Annotated in this window: 14 protein-coding genes and 2 tRNA genes; 10 read left to right on the forward strand and 6 right to left on the reverse strand. The window is 41.7% G+C overall.

What is annotated here, in order from left to right; all coding sequences use genetic code 11:
* Positions 1 to 360 precede the first annotated feature (360 nt).
* Both sodB and purR read left to right on the forward strand, forming a co-directional pair.
* Positions 361 to 939 (forward strand): superoxide dismutase [Fe], encoded by a 579-nt coding sequence (gene sodB / locus Xmir_RS16475; protein ID WP_099115290.1) that lies wholly within the window; start codon positions 361 to 363, stop codon positions 937 to 939.
* 556 nt (positions 940 to 1,495) lie between these two features.
* The gene (gene purR, locus Xmir_RS16480) at positions 1,496 to 2,521 is read left to right on the forward strand and encodes an HTH-type transcriptional repressor PurR (protein WP_099115292.1); all 1,026 of its coding nucleotides are present in this window, start codon (positions 1,496 to 1,498) and stop codon (positions 2,519 to 2,521) included.
* 3 nt (positions 2,522 to 2,524) lie between these two features.
* Here the strand turns inward: purR and punR are convergent, their stop codons facing one another.
* On the reverse strand, positions 2,525 to 3,433 hold the full coding sequence (punR, locus tag Xmir_RS16485) for a DNA-binding transcriptional activator PunR (protein ID WP_099115293.1): 909 nt from the start codon (positions 3,431 to 3,433) through the stop codon (positions 2,525 to 2,527).
* A 162-nt stretch (positions 3,434 to 3,595) separates the two neighbouring features.
* Here punR and punC point away from each other — a divergent pair, with 162 nt between their 5' ends.
* Together punC and cfa are read left to right on the forward strand one after the other, a co-directional pair.
* Positions 3,596 to 4,777 (forward strand): purine nucleoside transporter PunC, encoded by a 1,182-nt coding sequence (punC, locus tag Xmir_RS16490; RefSeq protein ID WP_099115294.1) that lies wholly within the window; start codon positions 3,596 to 3,598, stop codon positions 4,775 to 4,777.
* A gap of 317 nt (positions 4,778 to 5,094) precedes the next feature.
* On the forward strand, positions 5,095 to 6,246 hold the full coding sequence (gene cfa / locus Xmir_RS16495; protein ID WP_099115296.1) for a cyclopropane fatty acyl phospholipid synthase: 1,152 nt from the start codon (positions 5,095 to 5,097) through the stop codon (positions 6,244 to 6,246).
* 110 nt (positions 6,247 to 6,356) lie between these two features.
* Here cfa and Xmir_RS16500 read toward each other — a convergent pair whose 3' ends face one another.
* Entirely contained in the window at positions 6,357 to 7,001 is a 645-nt protein-coding gene (locus Xmir_RS16500) for a riboflavin synthase subunit alpha (RefSeq protein ID WP_099115297.1), read from the reverse strand.
* A 254-nt stretch (positions 7,002 to 7,255) separates the two neighbouring features.
* Between Xmir_RS16500 and Xmir_RS16505 the strand changes: the two genes are divergently transcribed.
* From Xmir_RS16505 to Xmir_RS16525, 5 genes are all read left to right on the forward strand, one after another.
* Positions 7,256 to 8,629, forward strand: coding sequence for an MATE family efflux transporter (locus tag Xmir_RS16505; RefSeq protein ID WP_099115299.1), 1,374 nt, complete (start codon positions 7,256 to 7,258; stop codon positions 8,627 to 8,629).
* 158 nt (positions 8,630 to 8,787) lie between these two features.
* Positions 8,788 to 8,864 (forward strand) — tRNA-Val (locus tag Xmir_RS16510).
* A 33-nt stretch (positions 8,865 to 8,897) separates the two neighbouring features.
* Positions 8,898 to 8,974, forward strand: a tRNA-Val gene (locus Xmir_RS16515).
* A 495-nt stretch (positions 8,975 to 9,469) separates the two neighbouring features.
* Positions 9,470 to 10,879 (forward strand): pyruvate kinase PykF, encoded by a 1,410-nt coding sequence (pykF, locus tag Xmir_RS16520; RefSeq protein ID WP_099115300.1) that lies wholly within the window; start codon positions 9,470 to 9,472, stop codon positions 10,877 to 10,879.
* A 634-nt stretch (positions 10,880 to 11,513) separates the two neighbouring features.
* Positions 11,514 to 11,750, forward strand: coding sequence for a major outer membrane lipoprotein (locus Xmir_RS16525; RefSeq protein WP_047964342.1), 237 nt, complete (start codon positions 11,514 to 11,516; stop codon positions 11,748 to 11,750).
* A gap of 109 nt (positions 11,751 to 11,859) precedes the next feature.
* Here the strand turns inward: Xmir_RS16525 and Xmir_RS16530 are convergent, their stop codons facing one another.
* The 3 genes from Xmir_RS16530 to ydiJ all read right to left on the reverse strand — a co-directional run bounded on the left by Xmir_RS16530 (position 11,860) and on the right by ydiJ (position 16,564).
* Positions 11,860 to 12,924 (reverse strand): L,D-transpeptidase family protein, encoded by a 1,065-nt coding sequence (locus Xmir_RS16530; RefSeq protein ID WP_099115301.1) that lies wholly within the window; start codon positions 12,922 to 12,924, stop codon positions 11,860 to 11,862.
* Positions 12,925 to 13,082: 158 nt separating this feature from the next.
* Positions 13,083 to 13,496 carry a hotdog fold thioesterase gene (locus tag Xmir_RS16535; RefSeq protein WP_047964344.1) on the reverse strand — a complete coding sequence of 138 codons (414 nt, stop codon included), beginning with the start codon at positions 13,494 to 13,496 and terminating at the stop codon, positions 13,083 to 13,085.
* Positions 13,493 to 16,564, reverse strand: a complete 3,072-nt coding sequence (ydiJ, locus tag Xmir_RS16540) for a D-2-hydroxyglutarate dehydrogenase YdiJ (protein WP_099115303.1) — start codon at positions 16,562 to 16,564, stop codon at positions 13,493 to 13,495. The genes Xmir_RS16535 and ydiJ overlap by 4 nt, the downstream gene beginning before the upstream one ends.
* Before the next feature lie 215 nt (positions 16,565 to 16,779).
* Between ydiJ and ydiK the strand changes: the two genes are divergently transcribed.
* Positions 16,780 to 17,889: an AI-2E family transporter YdiK gene (gene ydiK, locus Xmir_RS16545; protein WP_099115304.1), complete on the forward strand. Its 1,110-nt coding sequence runs from the start codon at positions 16,780 to 16,782 to the stop codon at positions 17,887 to 17,889.
* Between the two features lie 471 nt (positions 17,890 to 18,360).
* Here ydiK and ppsA read toward each other — a convergent pair whose 3' ends face one another.
* Entirely contained in the window at positions 18,361 to 20,739 is a 2,379-nt protein-coding gene (ppsA, locus tag Xmir_RS16550) for a phosphoenolpyruvate synthase (protein ID WP_099115306.1), read from the reverse strand.
* Between the last annotated feature and the right edge of the window lie 3 nt (positions 20,740 to 20,742).

Genomic DNA, 20,742 nt, shown 5'->3' on the forward strand with positions numbered 1-20,742 from the left:
TTTTTGCTTCCTTAAACTGCAAGTGCTATTCATCAGCATCAGAAAAGTTTGATTCAGAATACCACTTTCTACTCTGATTTTTCTACCGCGAACTTTCCATGGCAAATTTTTGCCATGATTTACAACAAGTATTCATCAGTTATTTTATCCTAATTAGCCGTATTAAGTTCATGTTATAGCTCAGTTCTACGCCAGTTCGCAGCTAAGTAGCATCTTTTCTTCTGTTATTTAGCAAAAAAGTTGTTAAGATAATTATCAAAACAGCAACATGATAATAAGCTTAAATTTGCTCTGCCCATGATTCAGTATCTAAGTCATGGTTTACAGAGCTAAAATCCCGATATTAAAAAGGAGCATGCAATGTCTTTTGAATTACCAGCATTACCTTATGCCAAAAATGCCCTGGAACCACACATTTCTGCAGAAACTCTAGAATATCATTACGGCAAACATCACAACGCCTATGTTGTAAACTTGAATAATCTGATTAAAGAGACCGAGTTTGCCGGAAAATCACTGGAAGAGATCATCAAAACATCTGAAGGCGGCATTTTTAATAACGCAGCGCAAGTCTGGAACCATACTTTCTACTGGCATAGCCTGTCACCAAATGGCGGTGGCGAACCAACCGGAAAAGTAGCAGATGCTATCAATAGTGCTTTCGGCTCTTTTGCTGAGTTCAAACAGCAGTTTACTGACGCCGCCCTAAAAAACTTTGGTTCTGGCTGGACATGGCTGGTCAAGAAGACTGACGGCAGCCTCGCTATCGTTAATACCTCTAACGCAGCAACTCCACTGACAGGCGAAGATAAGCCAGTACTGACAGTTGACGTTTGGGAACACGCATATTACATCGATTACCGCAATGCGCGCCCTCAATACCTGGAGCACTTCTGGGCTTTAGTTAACTGGAAATTTGTTGAAGAAAACCTGGCTTAATAAGGTTAATTCTCGTCCCTGTTTGAAATAACAAGGGCAAGTGCACCTATTCATCACATTATGAACAGGTGCACCTACCCTTAGAACAAGTGATGTTATACTCAATTCTTTTTCTCGAACTCGATCAGATAAGGCAAAGGCTTCCCAGAAAAACAATCATGATTAATGCACTGCTGGCAGCCAATAATCCCAACTTCAGATCTGTATCCATAGACTATCCTCAATGTGAAAATTAAGATATCTCAATACCATAAGCTCTAGATGGTTATTTATCGCATTATCTAAAAAACTATACTGTAATCCTTGAGCCATACTCTTTATAACATCGATTATTACTTTCACTTTTGAGCTAGATCAGACAAAATTCAAGGTTCATTGCTAAATTATTGCCAACCATCACTCTATATATAAATATATTGGCAAACGCTTAACAAATATCTACATCCAATAGATTTCAGGTTGCAAAGTGACACAAGTTAGAGCAATCAACTATGTGGCAGCCTGAAAAATGAAGGGTATATCAATTTAGACCATAAGGTCAGGAGTCCTTTTTATCATGGCAACGATTAAAGATGTGGCCAAACGCGCTGGTGTTTCGACCACAACCGTGTCCCATGTTATCAATAAAACCCGCTTCGTCGCCGAAGATACAAAGGCTACAGTTTGGGCTGCGATTAAGGAGCTGAATTATTCTCCCAGCGCGGTTGCTCGCAGCTTGAAAGTTAATCACACTAAATCCATTGGATTGTTGGCAACATCAAGTGAAGCCCCTTATTTTGCTGAAATCATAGAATCTGTTGAAAATAGCTGCTATGGCAAAGGCTACACGCTGATTTTGTGTAATTCTCATAACAATCTTGATAAGCAGAAAGCTTATCTCGCAATGTTGGCGCAAAAACGCGTAGATGGTTTGCTGGTAATGTGTTCAGAATATCCTGAACAACTTTTAGGTATGTTAGAAGACTATCGTAATATTCCCATGGTAGTGATGGATTGGGGAGAATCCAGAGGGGATTTTACTGATGCAATTATTGATAACGCTTTTCATGGTGGTTACTTGGCGGGTCGTTACCTTATTGAACGCGGCCATCGTGATATTGCATCTATTCCGGGGCCATTGGCAAGAAATACCGGAGGCGGACGTCATCAAGGTTTTCTCAAGGCACTGAAAGAAGCCAATATCACTATTCGGGACGAGTGGATTGTACAAGGTGATTTTGAGCCTGAATCCGGTTATCAGGCCATGTGTAAGATCCTGAATCAAAAGCATCGCCCAACTGCTGTTTTTTGCGGTGGCGATGTTATGGCAATGGGTGCAATTTGTGCAGCCGATGAATTGGGATTACGCGTTCCGCAAGACATTTCTATCATCGGTTATGACAATATTCGTAATGCCCGCTATTTTACACCAGCATTAACAACCATCCACCAGCCCAAAGAACGTCTGGGGCAAATGGCCTTCTCAATGCTATTAGATAGGATCGTTAATAAGCGTGAAGATGCACAAACTATTGAAGTCCATCCGCGTCTCGTTGAGCGCCGCTCCGTGGCGGATGGACCTTTTATCGATTATCGCCGTTAATAGTTAATTTTCCTGCAACCACTCAGCATTAAGTGTTTCACTATCTCCAAGATAACTAAGTAACCAACTTAATGCTGGTGAATGACATTCTTCTGACCATGTTAAGCAACATGGGCTATCAGGCAGTGGTTGTTCAAGTTCCAGTGCAACTAACTTTCCTTTACGGATCAACGGCAGTGCGCGATGCTTGGGCACCATCCCGACACACAACCCATCCATCAGGCAACTCAATCCAGCATCCCAATCAGGCACAACCAATCGCCGTTGGTTATCCAGAGCCCATGTATCGCGTTTAGGTAAGCTGCGCGAAGTGTCTTCAAGACACAAACTGGAATAAAGCCGAATTTGATCATCGTTCAGTTTTCCCGATATTGCAGCCAGTTCATGTTCAGGGCTGGCGACACACAACCAGGGCATGAATCCCATATCCCTAAAGCTATATCGCTCACCGACAGGAGAGGCACGTGTCGCACCAATGGCAACATCCACTCTCTCATCGACAAGAGCATCCCATACCCCATTAAAAACTTCAGGATAGATAAACAATTCAATATCTGGAAAATGGCGGTAAAAATCCAAAATCAACTGAAGTGTCCGCTCTGGCTTTACAACTTGATCAACCGCAATACTGAATTGTCCCCGCCACCCATTAGCCACTTGCTGGCACTGGTGTCGGGTGTGATTCATTTTTTTGATAACAGATCTAGCCTCCTTGACAAAAATAACTCCAGCCTCAGTTAAATCCACATCACGATGACGACGTTCAAATAAAGGTACTGCCAGCCATTCTTCAAGTTGTTTTACCGTATAGCTGACAGCGGAAGGTACACGATGAAGCTCTGATGCGGCAGCGCTAAAACTTCCTGTTCTGGCAACAGCATCAATAACTTCCAGAGAGTATTCAGACCACATATATATTCCTTTCAAATTTTTTCACAACATGGTGCAAATATTACCGTTTCACAAGTAAAAATCATGCCATATAAAATAAGTCGGGTATCTCCTTATCAACTACCACGTCAAGTTATTAACACTATTTATTAACATCACTTATTAACACCGTTTATTAATATTATGGCAACAAATAAAAACTCAATTTCATTCATGTTTTATCTCGCCGGCCTGAGTATGCTCGGCTATTTGGCTATCGATATGTATTTGCCAGCTTTTGATGCAATGAAAGCAGAATTAGGTACATCAGAAAACGCCATTAGTGCGAGTCTTAGCATTTTTCTTGCCGGCTTTGCCTTTGCACAGCTTTTATGGGGACAATTATCTGATCGCTTAGGCAGAAAACCTGTTCTTATTATCGGACTATCTCTGTTTTCCATTAGCTGTTTAGGTATGCTCTGGATAACGGATGCCACTCAATTGCTGGTACTGAGATTTATTCAAGCAGTTGGCGTCTGTTCTGCTGCGGTTTCCTGGCAAGCACTGGTCGTCGATAGATATGATACAGAGCACGCCAAACACGTTTTTGCTATGATCATGCCTCTGGTTGCCCTTTCTCCCGCCCTCGCTCCTTTATTAGGCGCATGGTTATTGATCCATGATGGTTGGAGAATCATTTTCTTTGTTTTAATGATAGTAACTCTCTTACTATTAATGCCAACACTTTGCCTGACCAATAAGCTCAATAACATTGAAGTAACCACGGATAAGAAGACAGTTTCTTTCCTTACGTTACTGAAATCCCCTGTTTTTAGTGGAAACGTATTGATTTATGCTTCTTGCAGTGCTGGTTTTTTTGCCTGGCTGACTGGCTCGCCCATCATTTTGAATAATATGGGTTATGATCCTACCAATATTGGCCTAAGTTATATTCCCCAAACTCTGGCATTTATGATTGGCGGTTATGGTTGCCGTATCTTGCTGGAAAAAGTGAAAAGCGAAACAGTATTCCCGTTCCTATTGGTGGGTTATGCTGTAAGCATGATCATTATTTATTTAATTTCCATATTAAGTGAACCTTCATTTATGGCCATTCTTGCCCCTTTTTGCTTTATGGCCGCAATGAATGGAGCCTCCTACCCTATTGCCGTGGCAAAAGCTCTTTCGGTCTATCCTAAGAACAGCGGTAAAGCTGCTGCATTGCAAAATGCCCTTCAATTAGGTCTTTGTTTTGTTGCGAGTTCATTTGTTTCTATATTTATGAAATATCCTCTCTTATCTACAACAACAGTTATGGCTCTTACTGTTGTTCCAATGGCAATAGGTTATTGGCTACAAAAGAAAAATGTGGAAGAAAACCACTAAACATAAATTAAACAATTTCTCAAAAAAATAATAATTAAGAACATTATTATCTAAAGGTTACAGCATTATGTGACCTTTAGATGATTGTTTAAATACCATTTCACTCATATACTCATACCTATTCTTTATTCTAAAAACTCGGAATTTGAGGTTTTGCAGGGCATTGAAGCCCTTCTTAAATTTCAAGGCAGATAGGCAATTTTTTATTTTAGTTTAATATCTATATTATTTCTAACAATCCATTATGGCTTTAACATAATAAAAGTCAGCTACAAAACGATACCTCAAAATTCCATCACACAAATGTTGGAGAGTATATGAGTTCATCTTTCGTTGAAGATAAAAAAACAATAACGGATTCTTGGCATAGAATCGCCCATGAATTGCTTCAAGAAGCTGATATTGATATCAATGGCAAACGCTCCTTCGATATACGCATTAAAAATCCTGATTTTTATAAACGAGTATTGAAAGAAGGCTCTTTGGGACTGGGTGAAAGTTATATGGATGGCTGGTGGGAATGTGATCGCCTTGATATTTTCTTTCATAAAATATTACGGGCCGGTTTGGATCGCCGTATCCCCAAAAATACTAAAGATATTTTGCAGATAATTATCTCTCGTATATTTAATTTACAATCTCCAAAACGAGCCTGGATTGTCGGTAAAGAACACTATAATTTAGGTAATGATTTGTTTACCCGAATTCTTGATCCTTATATGCAATACTCCTGTGGTTACTGGAAAGATGCCAATACCCTGGAAGAAGCCCAATCCAATAAACTCCGTCTTATTTGTGAAAAACTACAACTAGCTCCAGGCATGACTTTATTAGATATCGGTTGTGGATGGGGTGGTTTGGCCGCCTATGCCGCAGAAAATTATGGGGTATCTGTTACTGGGGTAACAATTTCAGCCGAGCAACAAAAATATGCTCAAGAGCGCTGCAAGGATCTAGATGTCAAAATTATCCTTGAAGATTATCGTAACCTTAACCTTCAGTTTGATCGCATTGTTTCCGTTGGCATGTTTGAGCACGTTGGCCCCAAAAATTATGACAATTATTTCCAGATAGTGAAACAGAACCTGAGACCCGATGGTCTGTTTCTTCTCCATTCCATTGGTTCTAATATCAATAAATCTGGCACTGATGCCTGGATCACCAAATATATCTTTCCCAACGGTTGCTTACCATCGATTTCAAAAATAGCCAAAGCGACTAATGGAAAATTTGTTATGGAAGATTGGCACAATTTTGGCGCAGATTATGACCTGACGCTTATGGAATGGTATAAGCGCTTTACTGCAAGCTGGCACGAAATAGAACATAACTACAGTCCGCGTTTCAAACGGATGTTCAGCTATTACTTGAATGCCTGTGCAGGTGCATTTCGTGCGAGGGATATTCAACTCTGGCAAATCGTATTTAGCCCGCAAGGTATTGAAAAAGGTTTGAGAGTGCCCAGATAGAAATTTGCTTCATCGCTCGAGTTCGAGAAGCTACAGAAATGTAATTTCTGTAGCTTTCATGTTCAATTCAGGGCTTCGCCACAAAAACATTTACCACAACTTGATAATATTTATTGTTCTTCAGTTTGTGACAACAATCTTTCCTGTTCTTTCTGTGCCATCACCCGTTCTACGGTATCCACAATCGCTTGAGTTTGTGGATCAATCTCAATGTTGACCTTTTGACCAAGGCGTTTTTTACCGAGTGTCGTACGCGCCAAAGTTTCTGGGATCAAGTGGACACAGAAACGGTTATTCACAACGTCCCCTATTGTCAGACTAATCCCATCGATGCCGATAAAACCTTTATGCAGGATATATTTCATTAATTGCTTATCGTGGATCCGAAACCAAATTTCATGATTATTTTCTGAAGTGAAGATCTTGGCAATTTCTGCTGTCGTAATAACATGACCAGACATCAAATGCCCGCCAATTTCATCGCCAAATTTAGCCGCCCTCTCCAGATTGACTAAATCACCAACGTTAAGTTCACCAAGGTTGGTCAAACGCAGGGTTTCTTTCATTAAATCAAAGCTAATTAAATCACCATCGATCTTGGTTACAGTTAAACAACAGCCGTTATGGGAAACAGAAGCGCCCGTTTCAATTCCGGGTAATAATTCAGCCGGAAATTTAACAACATGGGTACGAAAGTGCATTTTTTCATCAATAGCAACTAGCGGCGCTTTTCCCTGAACGATACCTGTAAACATGGGAACCTCTTTAATCATTTTACATTGCAAAAGTTAGTTTAACCCACTCACCACTTTTAAACACTAGTTTGGTTGCGTGTCGTTTTAATTGAATATAGTTTATTGAGTACAAACATCGTGCAATGATTGGCTTAATAAAATGAGTCCTATACAATAGGGAAGCTTATAAGCGATACATTTTCCACTAACATCGTTTGCTCGCAGAAATATTCTTTGTTTTTCTACTTAATTTTAAATCAAAAAAGGTGTAGTACGTGCAGAAGTATTTAAATGAAGCGCGTAGTTTGCTCGCTCTGGGAATTCCCATAATCATCGCCCAATTTTCACAAACTGCAATGGGTTTTGTCGATACAGTCATGGCAGGTAAAGCTGGGGCTATTGAGATGTCAGCAGTTGCCGTTGGTACATCAATTTGGTTGCCAACTATCCTGTTTGGTCAAGGTCTATTGCTTGCACTAACACCAATCGTGGCACACATGAATGGCTCTGGTCACAGAAAAAATGTTGCTTCTCAGATTCAACAAGGATTCTGGCTTGCAACTTTCCTTTCTATCTTAATTATCGCGGTATTGTATAACAGCCGCTTTATTATAGAAGCACAACATAACGTCGATCCTGTATTGGCGCAAAAAGCCACAGATTTTATCCATGCCATTATGTGGGGTGCGCCAGGTTACTTGTTTTATCAGGTATTACGCGGCCAATGTGAGGGGTTGTCGAAAACCAAGCCTGCAATGATAATCGGTATTGCCGGCTTACTGGTTAATATCCCCGTCAATTATATTTTCATTTACGGCAAATTTGGTGCACCTGAATTGGGCGGTGTTGGTTGTGGTGTTGCAACAGCAACGGTCTACTGGGTTATGTTCCTTCTGTTGCTTGTATATGTAAGGCATTCTCCTGCTCAAAAAGATATTCAAACATTTAGTCATTTTTCAGGCCCTAAATGGCATACCCAAAAACGAATTGCACTGCTCGGCTTGCCTATCGCACTGGCCATGTTCTTTGAGGTAACACTTTTTGCAGTTGTTTCATTGCTGGTTTCTCCGCTTGGCGTTGTCGCGGTTGCCGGGCACCAGATATCGCTCAATTTCAGCTCCATGATGTTTATGTTCCCGCTGTCATTGGGGATCGCTGCGACTATTCGGGTTGGTCATAACCTTGGTCAGAAATCAACTGAAGGTGCGAAAATATCCGCTTACACCAGTCTTGTTGTTGGCTTAATCCTTGCTGTTATGACGGCAACGTTCACGGTATTGTTCCGCGAACGAATTGCATTTATGTATAACGACAATCCTGAAGTTGTCATCCTGGCCTCCCACTTGATGCTGTTTGCGGCCATTTATCAACTTTCTGATGCCGTTCAGGTCATTGGCTCAGGCGTATTGCGTGGATATAAAGATACACGTTCGATCTTCTTTATCACTTTCATTGCATATTGGCTGTTAGGGTTACCTAGCGGATATATTCTGGCGTTGACTGATTATGTTACTGAACCGATGGGGCCACAAGGTTTCTGGATCGGTTTCATTATCGGCTTGACGGCAGCGGCGTTTATGATGGGTTACCGAATTCTGTGGACACAAAAACAACCTGAACACTCTGTTTTGATACGATCCTCTCGTTAATTCAGCACATTAAGTTAATAACCCAAGGGAAAAGCTGTAAATTCATGCTAAAAGATGTAAATACGAGCAGTTGAACAAGAATTTGCATTTTTTCCCTTGCCAGAAAGCTCAGTGCCCGTTAATATTCGTCCCCGTTGTCAGCCACGGTAATTTAGATTGCGTCCGTAGCTCAGTTGGTTAGAGCACCACCTTGACATGGTGGGGGTCGGTGGTTCGAGTCCACTCGGACGCACCAAATATCAGGTTGACATAGCAAACAGTTCTATGTGCGTCCGTAGCTCAGTTGGTTAGAGCACCACCTTGACATGGTGGGGGTCGGTGGTTCGAGTCCACTCGGACGCACCAAATCTTATCTCACTACTCCCGAAAGTAATTCCACATTTTTCTATCCGCTTATTGTCATCCTTTATTCCATAAAATGTACCAATTGTTCCCCAACCTATTCTGAACACCAAAAATTCAACTACACCCTGTTTGCGCAACAACTCACTGATTTTTTTAACATGAACCAGGATATTTCTGCTTTTCTGTATATAAATCTTTTCAAGAACCGTTTTTTTGATTCATTTCACAGAAATTAGTCTCTATAATACGCTCCTGTCATGAGTTGAATGGTTTCAGCTAATTAATTTACCGAATTCAGAAAAAATTACAGATGATTAATCTAACCAAGTCCGCATGTCTGCACGTGCTTGACTTCATGCTAAAAAACCATTTGACGCTTTCTGCTATCCGTTTTCCATTATGTTGCGCAACTTACAACTCCAGATGATGTTGGCATAAATGTCAATGGTTGGCGATTCACTCTTTTAATCCATTAAAACCAGTAGATAGATTGTCATGAAAAAAACCAAAATTGTTTGTACTATCGGGCCAAAAACAGAATCCGAAGAAAAATTGACCGAACTGCTCAATGCCGGCATGAATGTAATGCGTTTGAATTTTTCTCACGGTGATTACGAAGAGCATGGTCAACGCATTAAAAATATTCGCGCGGTCGCAGCGAAAACTGGCAAAAAAGCAGCAATCCTACTGGATACCAAAGGCCCTGAAATACGCACCATGAAGCTGGAAGGAGGCAAAGATGTCTCTCTTACCGCAGGCCAGATTTTTACCTTTACGACAGATAAATCCACCATTGGCAATCAAGATCGCGTTGCAGTGACTTATGCAGGGCTGCCGGCAGATTTGGTATCAGGTAATACCATATTGGTTGATGATGGTTTGATCGCCATGACAGTCAAAAATGTCACTGAAACTGAAGTTATCTGTGAAGTATTGAACAATGGTGACCTGGGCGAAAATAAAGGCGTTAACCTGCCGAATGTTTCCATCAACCTGCCTGCATTGGCAGAGAAAGACAAACAAGATCTGGTATTCGGTTGTGAGCAAGGTGTAGATTTCATCGCTGCATCTTTCATCCGTAAGCGCTCCGATGTTCTGGAAATTCGTGAGCACCTGAAAGCCCACGCTGGCGAACATATCCAAATTATTTCTAAAATTGAAAACCAGGAAGGCTTGAATAACTTCGATGAAATTCTTGAAGCCTCAGACGGTATCATGGTTGCTCGCGGTGATTTAGGCGTTGAAATCCCAGTTGAAGAAGTTATCTTCGCTCAGAAGATGATGATCGAAAAATGTAATGCAGCTCGTAAAGTTGTTATCACCGCAACTCAAATGCTGGATTCCATGATCAAAAACCCACGCCCTACCCGTGCTGAAGCAGGCGACGTTGCCAACGCTATTTTAGATGGCACTGATGCAGTCATGCTTTCCGGTGAAAGCGCTAAAGGAAAATATCCTGTTGAGGCGGTTTCCATCATGGCAACTATCTGTGAACGTACAGACCGCGTCATGAACAGCCGCATTGAAAATACCAAGATTCAGAAACTGCGCGTTACTGAGGCAGTCAGCCGTGGCGCTGTTGAAATTGCAGAAAAACTGGAAGCACCGTTAATCGTTGTAGCAACCTATGGCGGTAAATCTGCAAGATCTATTCGCAAATATTTCCCTAACGCACAAATTCTTGCTTTGACCACCAATGAAATCACTGCGCGCCAATTACTATTGGTCAAAGGTGTTTCCACTCAGATTGTAAAAGAAATCGCTTCTACTGATGATTTTTACCGCATTGGTAAAGAAGCTGCTTTGGCGAGTGGTATGGCAAATAAAGGCGATATCGTTGTCATGGTATCTGGCGCATTGGTACCAAGTGGCACAACAAACACGTCTTCTGTTCATGTGCTTTAAAGCTGTACTTTTTAATCATGAACATTGTGCTGCCTAACCTCAGGCAGCATAGTCAATCATAATTAAAGCCCATATTGGTATTAAACTGAATTGGGCTTTTTATATTTCCATGACGTACCATTATCTTAATGAACTTTACAATTTCTATACAGTTACATTGAACATATTTCCAAAATTGAAATAAACCATAATGTTAGGAAACACAGGCTAATACCAGAACCATAATTTATTCGTAGCCTTCTATAGTGATGTTCAATACAGAAATACTTTACTGTTTTTACTCATTGGCGTTTAAGACCAATACTCACCACATAACAATAAGTTGCATTGCTTTATTGATATTTGGTTTAATGACTTCTCGACCATTAAAATAACTAAATAGACAATTTGTGCTCTCATTTATTATGTCAAAACTGTAAAAATGGTATGCACATCACGTAACAATTAAGACGATTCTGGTTAAATCATCCACTCGACTACTATTTTATTGTCGATGTCCAAAAATTATTGGCTTATTTTGAGATAAAGAACAGTAGAATTTTTTTTCGTAGAAAAAATTTATTCTCTTTCTAAAATAGTTTGTGTAATACTTAGATGGCTACTTGGAGATTAACTTAATCTAGAGGGTATTGTAATGAATCGTACTAAAGTTGTACTTGGTGCAGTAATTCTGGCTTCTACTCTGTTAGCAGGTTGTTCAAGCGCGACTAAAGTCGAGCAACTTGCTTCGCAGGTTCAAACTCTCGGTTCTAAAGTTGACCAGCTGAGCAATGACCTTAGTTCTATTCGTTCTGATGTACAATCAGCCAAAGACGAAGCAGCTCGAGCGAATCAACGCCTTAATAACCAAGTTCGTTCATACAAGAAATAAGCTTGTAGCAAATAACAAAAATGGCGTACTACAGTGTACGCCATTTCTCTTTTCCAGTTCCCATTTATTAAACGAAAATAACTCCCTTTCTCCCTATATCATTAAAGATTCAGGTTTCAGGTTGATAAATTGGTCCTGGCTGACGTAATCGAGGGATTTTAGCGGGTTTAGTTTCAGAAATAGTTGCTTCACCATTTTCAGTCGGCCCTAAAATTCCCGGTTCTTTTTGACTATTTGAAACCTGCCCTATATTTACCTCTACCGGCATTCCTGAACGGCGGATTATAGCTTGATCAACAAGAAGTTCGTTTGTTTTACTATCAGCAATGAATTTCATTAATCCTTCAGAACGCGGGATTGGCAATATCTGTGGATCATCTGTCTCTTGTTTAGAAAGGGGCTGATGAACTTCCACATAGCGCTTACCGTTCGGCTCTACAGCGTACTTAATAGGTTCATTAATGATCTGAACACGCGTTCCCCGTGGAATTATGCGGAACAAATGTTCAATATCGTCGGGCCTTAAGCGAATACATCCCGAACTGACACGCATGCCAATACCAAAATTCGCATTTGTGCCGTGGATTAGATATTCACCACGTCCAGCCGCTAAACGTAAAGCAAAATCACCCATTGGATTATCCGGGCCCGCAGGTATCACAGTGGGTAAAATGATTCCCCGACTTGCATAATCCTTGCGGATATTAGCAGTTGGTGTCCATGTTGGATGTTTGATCAATTGGCTAACTGATGTCGTCATAGTTGGTGTATTACGTCCAAGTTGACCTATACCGATAGGATATACGATGACATGGTTTGCCCCATTGGGGAAATAATAGAGCCTCAATTCAGCCAGGTTGATGATAATCCCCTGACGGGGTGTATCTGGAAGCAGCATCTGCGATGGAATAATGAGTTCCGTACCGGCTTTCGGTAAATACGGATCAACTCCAGGGTTAGCTTCCAACATTGCCAATAAGCCGATTTCGTATTTAGTTGCAATGGATTCCAGTGGAAGACCATCATCGGGCACAACATAAGTCGAGTTTTTACCAATCAAACGACTATTAGCAGGAGGCAATGGGTATTCGAGAGCATAAGCGGTATTAGCCAATCCCCCTAACGATAACATGGCAACCAAGAAGATGCCGATCAAAGTTAAAAATCGTTTCATAACATGCTTCCTGAACTGATACTTGAATGTTATTGGTTAATTAATAGACTACTTTGCAAGACTATTCTATCCCATTCACGGCAAAAATATATCAGGTTGTTCCCGTCAGCCAAATACTGACAGGAACAAAAACGCAATCATCGGTTGGAATAATAATGCTAAGACAAAACCGCTGTTGTCAGGCGGGATGTACAACACAATTGTTGTTTATCATTATAGATATCAATCTGCCAAACTTGATGTGAACGCCCCAGATGGATAGGTTTACAAACACCTTTAACTACGCCTTCACGAACAGATTTAAGATGGTTGGCATTGATCTCAACCCCTACCACTTGCTGTTCACCTTCTGAGCAAAGATACCCCGCGAACGAACCAAGTGTTTCAGCCAATACCACCGAGGCCCCGCCATGCAGAATACCAAACGGCTGTTTAGTCCGTTGATCAACAGGCATTATTCCTTCAATAAAATCATCGCCAATCTGGGTAAACTCGATTCCTACATGTCTTACCATGCTCTCATCAATAAATTGATTCAGCATATTCACATCTATATTACGTTTCCAAATCACGTTATTATCTCCAATAAGGCTTGTAATGGATGTTTAAGTTGCTTTCCTTCCAGACGTTTCACCTGACTGCGGCATGAATATCCTGTACTCAGACAGTGCTCTAAAGAGAGATTTTTCAGTGCCGGAGCCCATGAAAGCTTGTAGATGCCAATCGAGTTATCCAAATTTTTCTTTTCATGTCCGTATGTACCTGCCATACCACAGCATCCTACACTGACATTATTTAATTGATGACCAAAATGACGGAAAATATCCCCCCATTGCTTACCGCTATTCGGCAATGCCGTCACTTCTGTACAGTGCCCCAGTAAATACCAATTCTGGCTGGATATTAAGCTATCACACTTCTCTGGTGACATTTTTTCCGGCAGGTTATTGATTAGCCACTCATGGACTAATTGAACCTGAAAATTACCCCGTCGCTCGCCAAGAATATCTTGATATTCATCCCGATAACACAATACTAAAGCAGGGTCGACTCCCACCATGGGAATATTCAGACGCGCCACTCGATTAAGAAAATCAGCCGTTTTTTCTGCCGTTTTGGCAAATCGGCTCAAAAACCCTTTGACATGTTGCGCCTTCCCGTTCGGTGAAAATGGTAACAATACGGGTTTATATCCCAATTTTTCCACCAATTGCACAAAATCAGTCACCACTTTCGCATCGTGATAACTCGTAAAAGGATCTTGAACAATCAGCATATGCTGAGCACGTTCAGATGGCGATAGGGTTTCTAATTGTTCCAACGTCGTTCTGGCAGCATAATGGCCTGCAAGCTGTTGTTGCAATGTCGGATAGGAAAGTAATGGCAGATCAACCATACCAATAGTATTTTGGCTGATTTTCTGTACCCACGGCTGTTTCAGGAAAAAATTAAACATCCGAGGTACTTTTGCCATCAACGGCGTACTGTGCTCAACATTCGCAACAATATGATCACGCAGGGGACGCAGGTAACGACCGTGATAAAGTTCCAAAAAACGCGAACGGAACGAAGGGACATCAATCTTAATCGGGCATTGTGTTGAACAAGCCTTACAGGCTAAACAACCTGACATTGCTTCTTTCACTTCATGTGAAAAATCATACTCTCCTCGCCATGCTTTCCAGCTATGGCGCGTTTTTTCAATCAATCCTCGTAAACTGGGGCGCGTCTGATCAAATCCCTGCTCCAATAAATCAGGCTCAACCCCCTGCTCCGTCAAAAGCCGCAACCACTCCCTGACAAGAGTTGCCCTTCCTTTGGGAGAATGTATGCGATGCTGGCTAATTTTCATTGAAGGGCACATGGGGCTTTTGACATCAAAATTGAAGCACAAGCCATTGCCATTACATTCCATCGCTCCACGAAATGCCGTTCTCACATTGACAGGAATGGTACGATCATAGGTTCCTCGCTTGGCTGCATCAACTTTCATCATTGGGGAATCAATGCCAATTGGTGGGCAAATTTTCCCCGGATTCAGGCGATTAAATGGATCAAATGCCGCTTTAATACGACGCAATTCATCATACAAAGTTTCGCCAAAAAAAGCCGGACTGTATTCCGCACGGAATCCTTTACCATGCTCACCCCATAACAAACCACCATATTTTGCTGTCAAATGAACAATTTCATCAGAAATCTGCTTCATCAAAACTTCTTGTTGAGGATCACACATATCCAGCGCAGGGCGCACATGTAAAACACCTGCATCTACATGTCCAAACATGCCATAATTCAGTTTGTGACTATCCAGCAACTGACGAAACTCGGCAATATAATCAGCGAGGTGTTGCGGTGGAACGCAAGTATCTTCGACAAATGGAATTGGCTTGGCAGCGCCTTTACTGTTACCAAGTAATCCAACGGATTTTTTCCGCATAGCATAAATGCGTTCAATATCCATTAAGTCATGGCACGTTTGATAACCAATGATGCCCGCTTGATTTTTTGCCATTAATTCATCAAGGCGCACGCAAAGATCATGAACCAATTGATTAATTTGCGGTTCATCATTACCACTGAATTCAACAATATTCAGCCCTTGCATATCCTTATCAGGCACATCAGCGATTAATTCTTTCACTGAATGCCAGATGATATCTTCACGCGCCAGATTGAGCACTTTAGAGTCCACAGTTTCGACTGAAAGTGCTTGCGCTTCTACCATAAAAGGGGCATTACGCAGGGCAGAATCGAAAGAGTCATATTTAACATTCACCAACCGCCTGACTTTTGGCAGAGGAGTAATATCCAACGTGGCCTCTGTAATAAAGGCCAGTGTGCCTTCAGAGCCGGTTAAAATACGGGTAAGGTCAAACGTCTGCATATCATCGCTGAACACATGGCGTAAATCGTATCCTGTCAGGAACCGATTGAGCTTAGGAAACTTCTCAAGAATCAACTTCCTTTGCTCACGACAACGCTCCAAGACCGTTTTATAAATACCCCCGATGCGCGTCTCTTCCTGAGCAATCGATTCCGCCAATGCCGTATTCATAGATCGGGTATCAAACATTTCCCCTCCCAATAAAACAGCACGCACACCCAACACATGATCAGAAGTTTTACCATAAACCAACGATCCTTGGCCGGAAGCATCTGTATTGATCATGCCGCCCAAAGTGGCGCGATTGCTGGTTGAGAGTTCAGGAGAAAAAAAGTAACCAAATGGTTTCAGATATTGATTGAGTTGATCTTTGATAACACCGGCTTCGACTTTAACCCATCCCTGTTCTGGATTAATTTCCAGAATACGGTTCATGTACCGGGACATATCCACCACAATACCATTGTTAAGTGATTGCCCATTCGTTCCAGTTCCCCCACCTCGTGGGGTAAATGTCAGAGTTTGAAAGCGTTCCTCACCTGCTATCCTTGTCAATAATACAACATCGGCACTGGAGCGCGGGAATACAACAGCTTGCGGCAACAATTGGTAAATACTGTTATCTGTCGCCATAGTCAGTCTATCGGCATAACTACTGGTTGTGTCTCCAGTAAAGCCAGCTTCTTTCAATGCAGTCAAATAGTCCTGTGCCAGATCACTGACATGGGGGGCTTGTGATATACGTGGGATCATTGGCTAGTTGCCCCTTTTCTCATTAGCATTTAGTATCAACATTGCGTTCTATTTATATACTATCCAGGGTAGCGTAACTCAGACACTTGCCTGAGAGGCAGGCTTTTAACCATATCACAATATTTATCTATTTTGAGCAACCAGTGAAATAACGTTATATTTAATTACCATTGTTACTGCCAACAGTATTTTCAATTGCCAAGAGAAATTATTTCATGGAAAAATCGCAATCATACCAAGATCTGCCCAAACTGTTATTCGCTCTATTTTTCATTTTATTGCTCATTACAACCAGTTTTTGGGTCTTAAGCCCTTTCATTTTAGGATTCATTTGGTCGGGAATGGTCGTTATCGCAACTTGGCCCTTGTTGGAAAAACTGCAACAACGATTATGGGGAAAGCGCTGGATCGCCGTTTCCATAATGACGTTACTATTAGTCTTATTGTTCGTTATTCCGATCGCATTACTGGTCAGCAGCTTGGTGGAAAACAGTGCTCCATTGATTGCATGGGCAAAATCCCCCTCTGCTTTTCATCTGCCACAATTGGAGTGGCTCAGCCGAATACCTGTGGTTGGCGATGATTTATATCTTAAATGGCAAGCTCTCATTGCTGATGGCAGTAACCTGCTTCTCAACAAAATTCCGCCTTATATCGGTAAAGCCGCAACATGGTTTTTTACTCAAGCCGCTAATGCAGGCCGCTTCCTTTTCCATCTGGCACTGATGGTAATGTTCAGCGTATTACTGTATTGGAAAGGTGAACAGGTTATGCTCAGTATTCGCCATTTCGCTATCCGGCTGGCAGATAAACGTGGTGATGCAGTAGTATTACTGGCAGCACAATCCATTCGCGCCGTTGCTCTTGGTGTGGTTGTCACAGCCTTGGTTCAAGCCATCGCGGGTGGAATTGGGCTAGCCATTGCCGGCATTCCCTATCCAATGATATTAACAGTGCTGATGTTTGTATGTTGTGTTGCCCAGCTAGGGCCTTTACTCGTCCTTATTCCATCTATCGCATGGCTTTATTGGACAGGAGAAACAACATGGGGAACCATTTTGGTTGTCTGGAGCCTGGTTCTGACGACAATGGATGGTGTGCTTCGCCCCTTCCTTATTCGCCTTGGTGCTGACTTACCGATGGTTTTAATTCTTACTGGTGTAATAGGCGGTATACTTTCTTTGGGTGTAATCGGGTTATTTATTGGCCCTGTTGTGCTGGCTATTTCTTACAGCCTCCTGTTGGCATGGATGAATGAAGTCCCTAAGCCTGAAAGTAATATGGCCGATGCAGAAAAACATTTCAGCAAGAAGCACGTTAAATAATCAAATAACTGCGTGAGAATATTATTTTCTCACGCAATTATCATTGCGATGAATATGTCTCCCAAGTCCTATCTAAAAAATAAATTCATTTTTCAAAAGAAATAAAAATCACCGGAAAATTGTTACAAAAAAGTTATTTTTTCAAAGTTTCTTTTCTAGGTTCTATTTATTAAGAGGATTCTTAATGAATAAACTCATTTATTAAATTAGTATTCTTTACATCGAAACAAATGTTTCCCAGTGAATTGCTACCCCAGCCTATAAACGCCATAGGCTGGGATGAACGAAGTAATATATATTGCTGTGTGTAGTCTTTGCCTGTCAGCCCATGATAGGCTTTTTTTTTTGGCATTTTTTCAGTTTTTCTTCTATTAATTAATCATCATCACTAAAAAAGATCATGTTACATAGAATATAAAAGCCTGCGAATATTCTGACAGGCTTTTAAATTCAGGCCTGAATTATATTCAACTAGTTACTTTTAGCCAAAGAAATCCAAGTTTTCACTACCGTATCCGGATTAAGCGATAAACTGTCAATTCCCTCTTTCATTAACCATGCTGCAAAATCTTCATGATCCGAAGGGCCTTGTCCACATATACCAACATATTTTCCTTGACGCTTCGCCGCTTGAATTGCCATGGAAAGCAATTGTTTTACGGCATCATTACGTTCATCGAATAATTCAGATACTACACCAGAATCGCGATCTAATCCCAAGGCCAACTGAGTCATGTCATTTGAACCAATTGAAAAACCGTCAAAATGCTCAAGAAATTGGTCTGCCAATAACGCATTTGATGGAATTTCACACATCATAATGACTTTCAAACCATTTTCCCCACGCTTCAAGCCTTGAGATGCCAATTCAGCTACCACAGCCTCAGCTTGAGTCACTGTACGTACAAATGGGATCATAACTTCAACGTTAGTTAGCCCCATAACATTGCGCACTCGCTTGACCGCTTCACATTCCAGAGCAAAGCATTGGCGGAAGCTGTCAGAAATATAACGGCCTGCTCCACGGAAACCCAACATCGGATTTTCTTCGTGCGGCTCGTACATATCTCCACCGACCAAGTTCGCGTATTCATTGGATTTGAAATCTGACAAACGAACAATTACACGTTTCGGCCAAAATGCTGCTGCTAATGTTGCAATGCCTTCAGTTAATCGCCCTACATAAAATTCAACTGGGTCATCATATCCCTGCATTAACGATTTAATCTGCTCTTGCAATTCAGGTGACTGTCGGGAGAATTCAAGTAACGCGCGAGGATGCACGCCAATCATCCGGTTAATGATAAATTCCAAACGCGCCAGACCAACCCCTTCATTCGGCAAACAAGCGAAATCAAATGCACGATCAGGGTTGCCGACATTCATCATGATCTTAACATCTAATTCCGGCAGTTCATCAACCTGAGAACTCTGAACGCTGAAATCCAATTTATTCTGATAAACAAAACCAGTATCACCTTCCGAACAAGAAACCGTTACTTTCTGGCCCTCTTTCAGACGTTCGGTCGCATCTCCGCAACCAACAACGGCGGGGATCCCCAACTCACGGGCAATAATGGCAGCATGGCAAGTACGCCCGCCACGATTGGTGACAATGGCCGCCGCTTTTTTCATAATGGGTTCCCAATCTGGATCGGTCATGTCAGTTACCAGCACATCCCCTACTTGAATACGATCCATTTCACCAAGATTATGAATAACCTTGACAGTGCCGACACCAATACGGTGACCAATAGCCCTGCCTTCCACCAGCACATTACCCTTTTCATTGAGCTGGTAACGTTCCATCACCTGTTGATTTGAACGAACAGTTTCAGGACGAGCCTGCACAATATATAACTTGCCATTGTGTCCATCTTTTGCCCATTCGATATCCATCGGGCGTCCATAATGTTTTTCAATCAATAGCGCCTGTCTTGCCAACGCTTCTACTTCACTATCAGATAAAGAGAAACGATTGCTTAGCTCGTCTGATACATCTTCCGTACGTACCTGTTTTCCGTGCTCTTTACTGTCGGCATAAACCATGCGAATTTTTTTAGAGCCAAGATTACGGCGCACTATTGCGGGACGATTATTTTTCAAAGTAGGTTTATGGACATAAAACTCATCAGGATTCACTGCACCCTGTACAACCATCTCACCGAGACCATAAGCTGATGTAATGAACACAACCTGATCAAAACCTGATTCAGTATCAATTGTGAACATCACACCAGATGATGCCAGATCAGAGCGTACCATCCGCTGTACGCCCGCAGAGAGCGCAACACCACGGTGATCATATCCCTGATGGACGCGATAAGAGATAGCGCGATCATTGAAAAGTGATGCAAAAACATGTTTGATGGCAACCATCACAGCATCAATGCCTTGCACGTTCAAGAAGGTTTCTTGCTGTCCAGCAAAAGAAGCATCCGGCATATCTTCAGCGGTTGCGGAAGAACGCACAGCAAAAGAAGCATCAGGTTCGCCTTCAGACAATTGCAGATAAGCATCACGGATATCTTTTTCAAGTTGAGCCGTAAATGGCGTATCAATCACCCATTGACGAATCTGTGCGCCAGCCTTGGCCAGTTGATTGACATCATCAACATTGGTTTCATCCAGCAATTGATAAATGCGTTGGTTCACACCACTTTGTTCCAGAAAATCATTAAACGCCTGTGCAGTCGTTGCAAAACCATTAGGAACAGATACGCCAAGTTCTGCCAGATTGGTAATCATCTCGCCAAGAGAGGCGTTTTTACCACCGACCCGATTAACGTCATTCATACCTAATTGGTTATACCAGAGTACATTGCTTGGGGTGAGGCCACTATTGGACATTAG

The sequence above is a fragment of the Xenorhabdus miraniensis genome, from assembly GCF_002632615.1.

Bases quoted from the DNA above. Each gene is read 5' to 3' on its own strand.
- sodB (WP_099115290.1), top strand. From the start codon at position 361: ATGTCTTTTGAATTACCAGCATTACCTTATGCCAAAAATGCCCTGGAA.
- purR (WP_099115292.1), top strand. From the start codon at position 1,496: ATGGCAACGATTAAAGATGTGGCCAAACGCGCTGGTGTTTCGACCACA.
- punR (WP_099115293.1), bottom strand. From the start codon at position 3,433: ATGTGGTCTGAATACTCTCTGGAAGTTATTGATGCTGTTGCCAGAACA.
- punC (WP_099115294.1), top strand. From the start codon at position 3,596: ATGGCAACAAATAAAAACTCAATTTCATTCATGTTTTATCTCGCCGGC.
- cfa (WP_099115296.1), top strand. From the start codon at position 5,095: ATGAGTTCATCTTTCGTTGAAGATAAAAAAACAATAACGGATTCTTGG.
- Xmir_RS16500 (WP_099115297.1), bottom strand. From the start codon at position 7,001: ATGTTTACAGGTATCGTTCAGGGAAAAGCGCCGCTAGTTGCTATTGAT.
- pykF (WP_099115300.1), top strand. From the start codon at position 9,470: ATGAAAAAAACCAAAATTGTTTGTACTATCGGGCCAAAAACAGAATCC.
- Xmir_RS16525 (WP_047964342.1), top strand. From the start codon at position 11,514: ATGAATCGTACTAAAGTTGTACTTGGTGCAGTAATTCTGGCTTCTACT.
- Xmir_RS16530 (WP_099115301.1), bottom strand. From the start codon at position 12,924: ATGAAACGATTTTTAACTTTGATCGGCATCTTCTTGGTTGCCATGTTA.
- ydiJ (WP_099115303.1), bottom strand. From the start codon at position 16,564: ATGATCCCACGTATATCACAAGCCCCCCATGTCAGTGATCTGGCACAG.
- ydiK (WP_099115304.1), top strand. From the start codon at position 16,780: ATGGAAAAATCGCAATCATACCAAGATCTGCCCAAACTGTTATTCGCT.
- ppsA (WP_099115306.1), bottom strand. From the start codon at position 20,739: ATGTCCAATAGTGGCCTCACCCCAAGCAATGTACTCTGGTATAACCAA.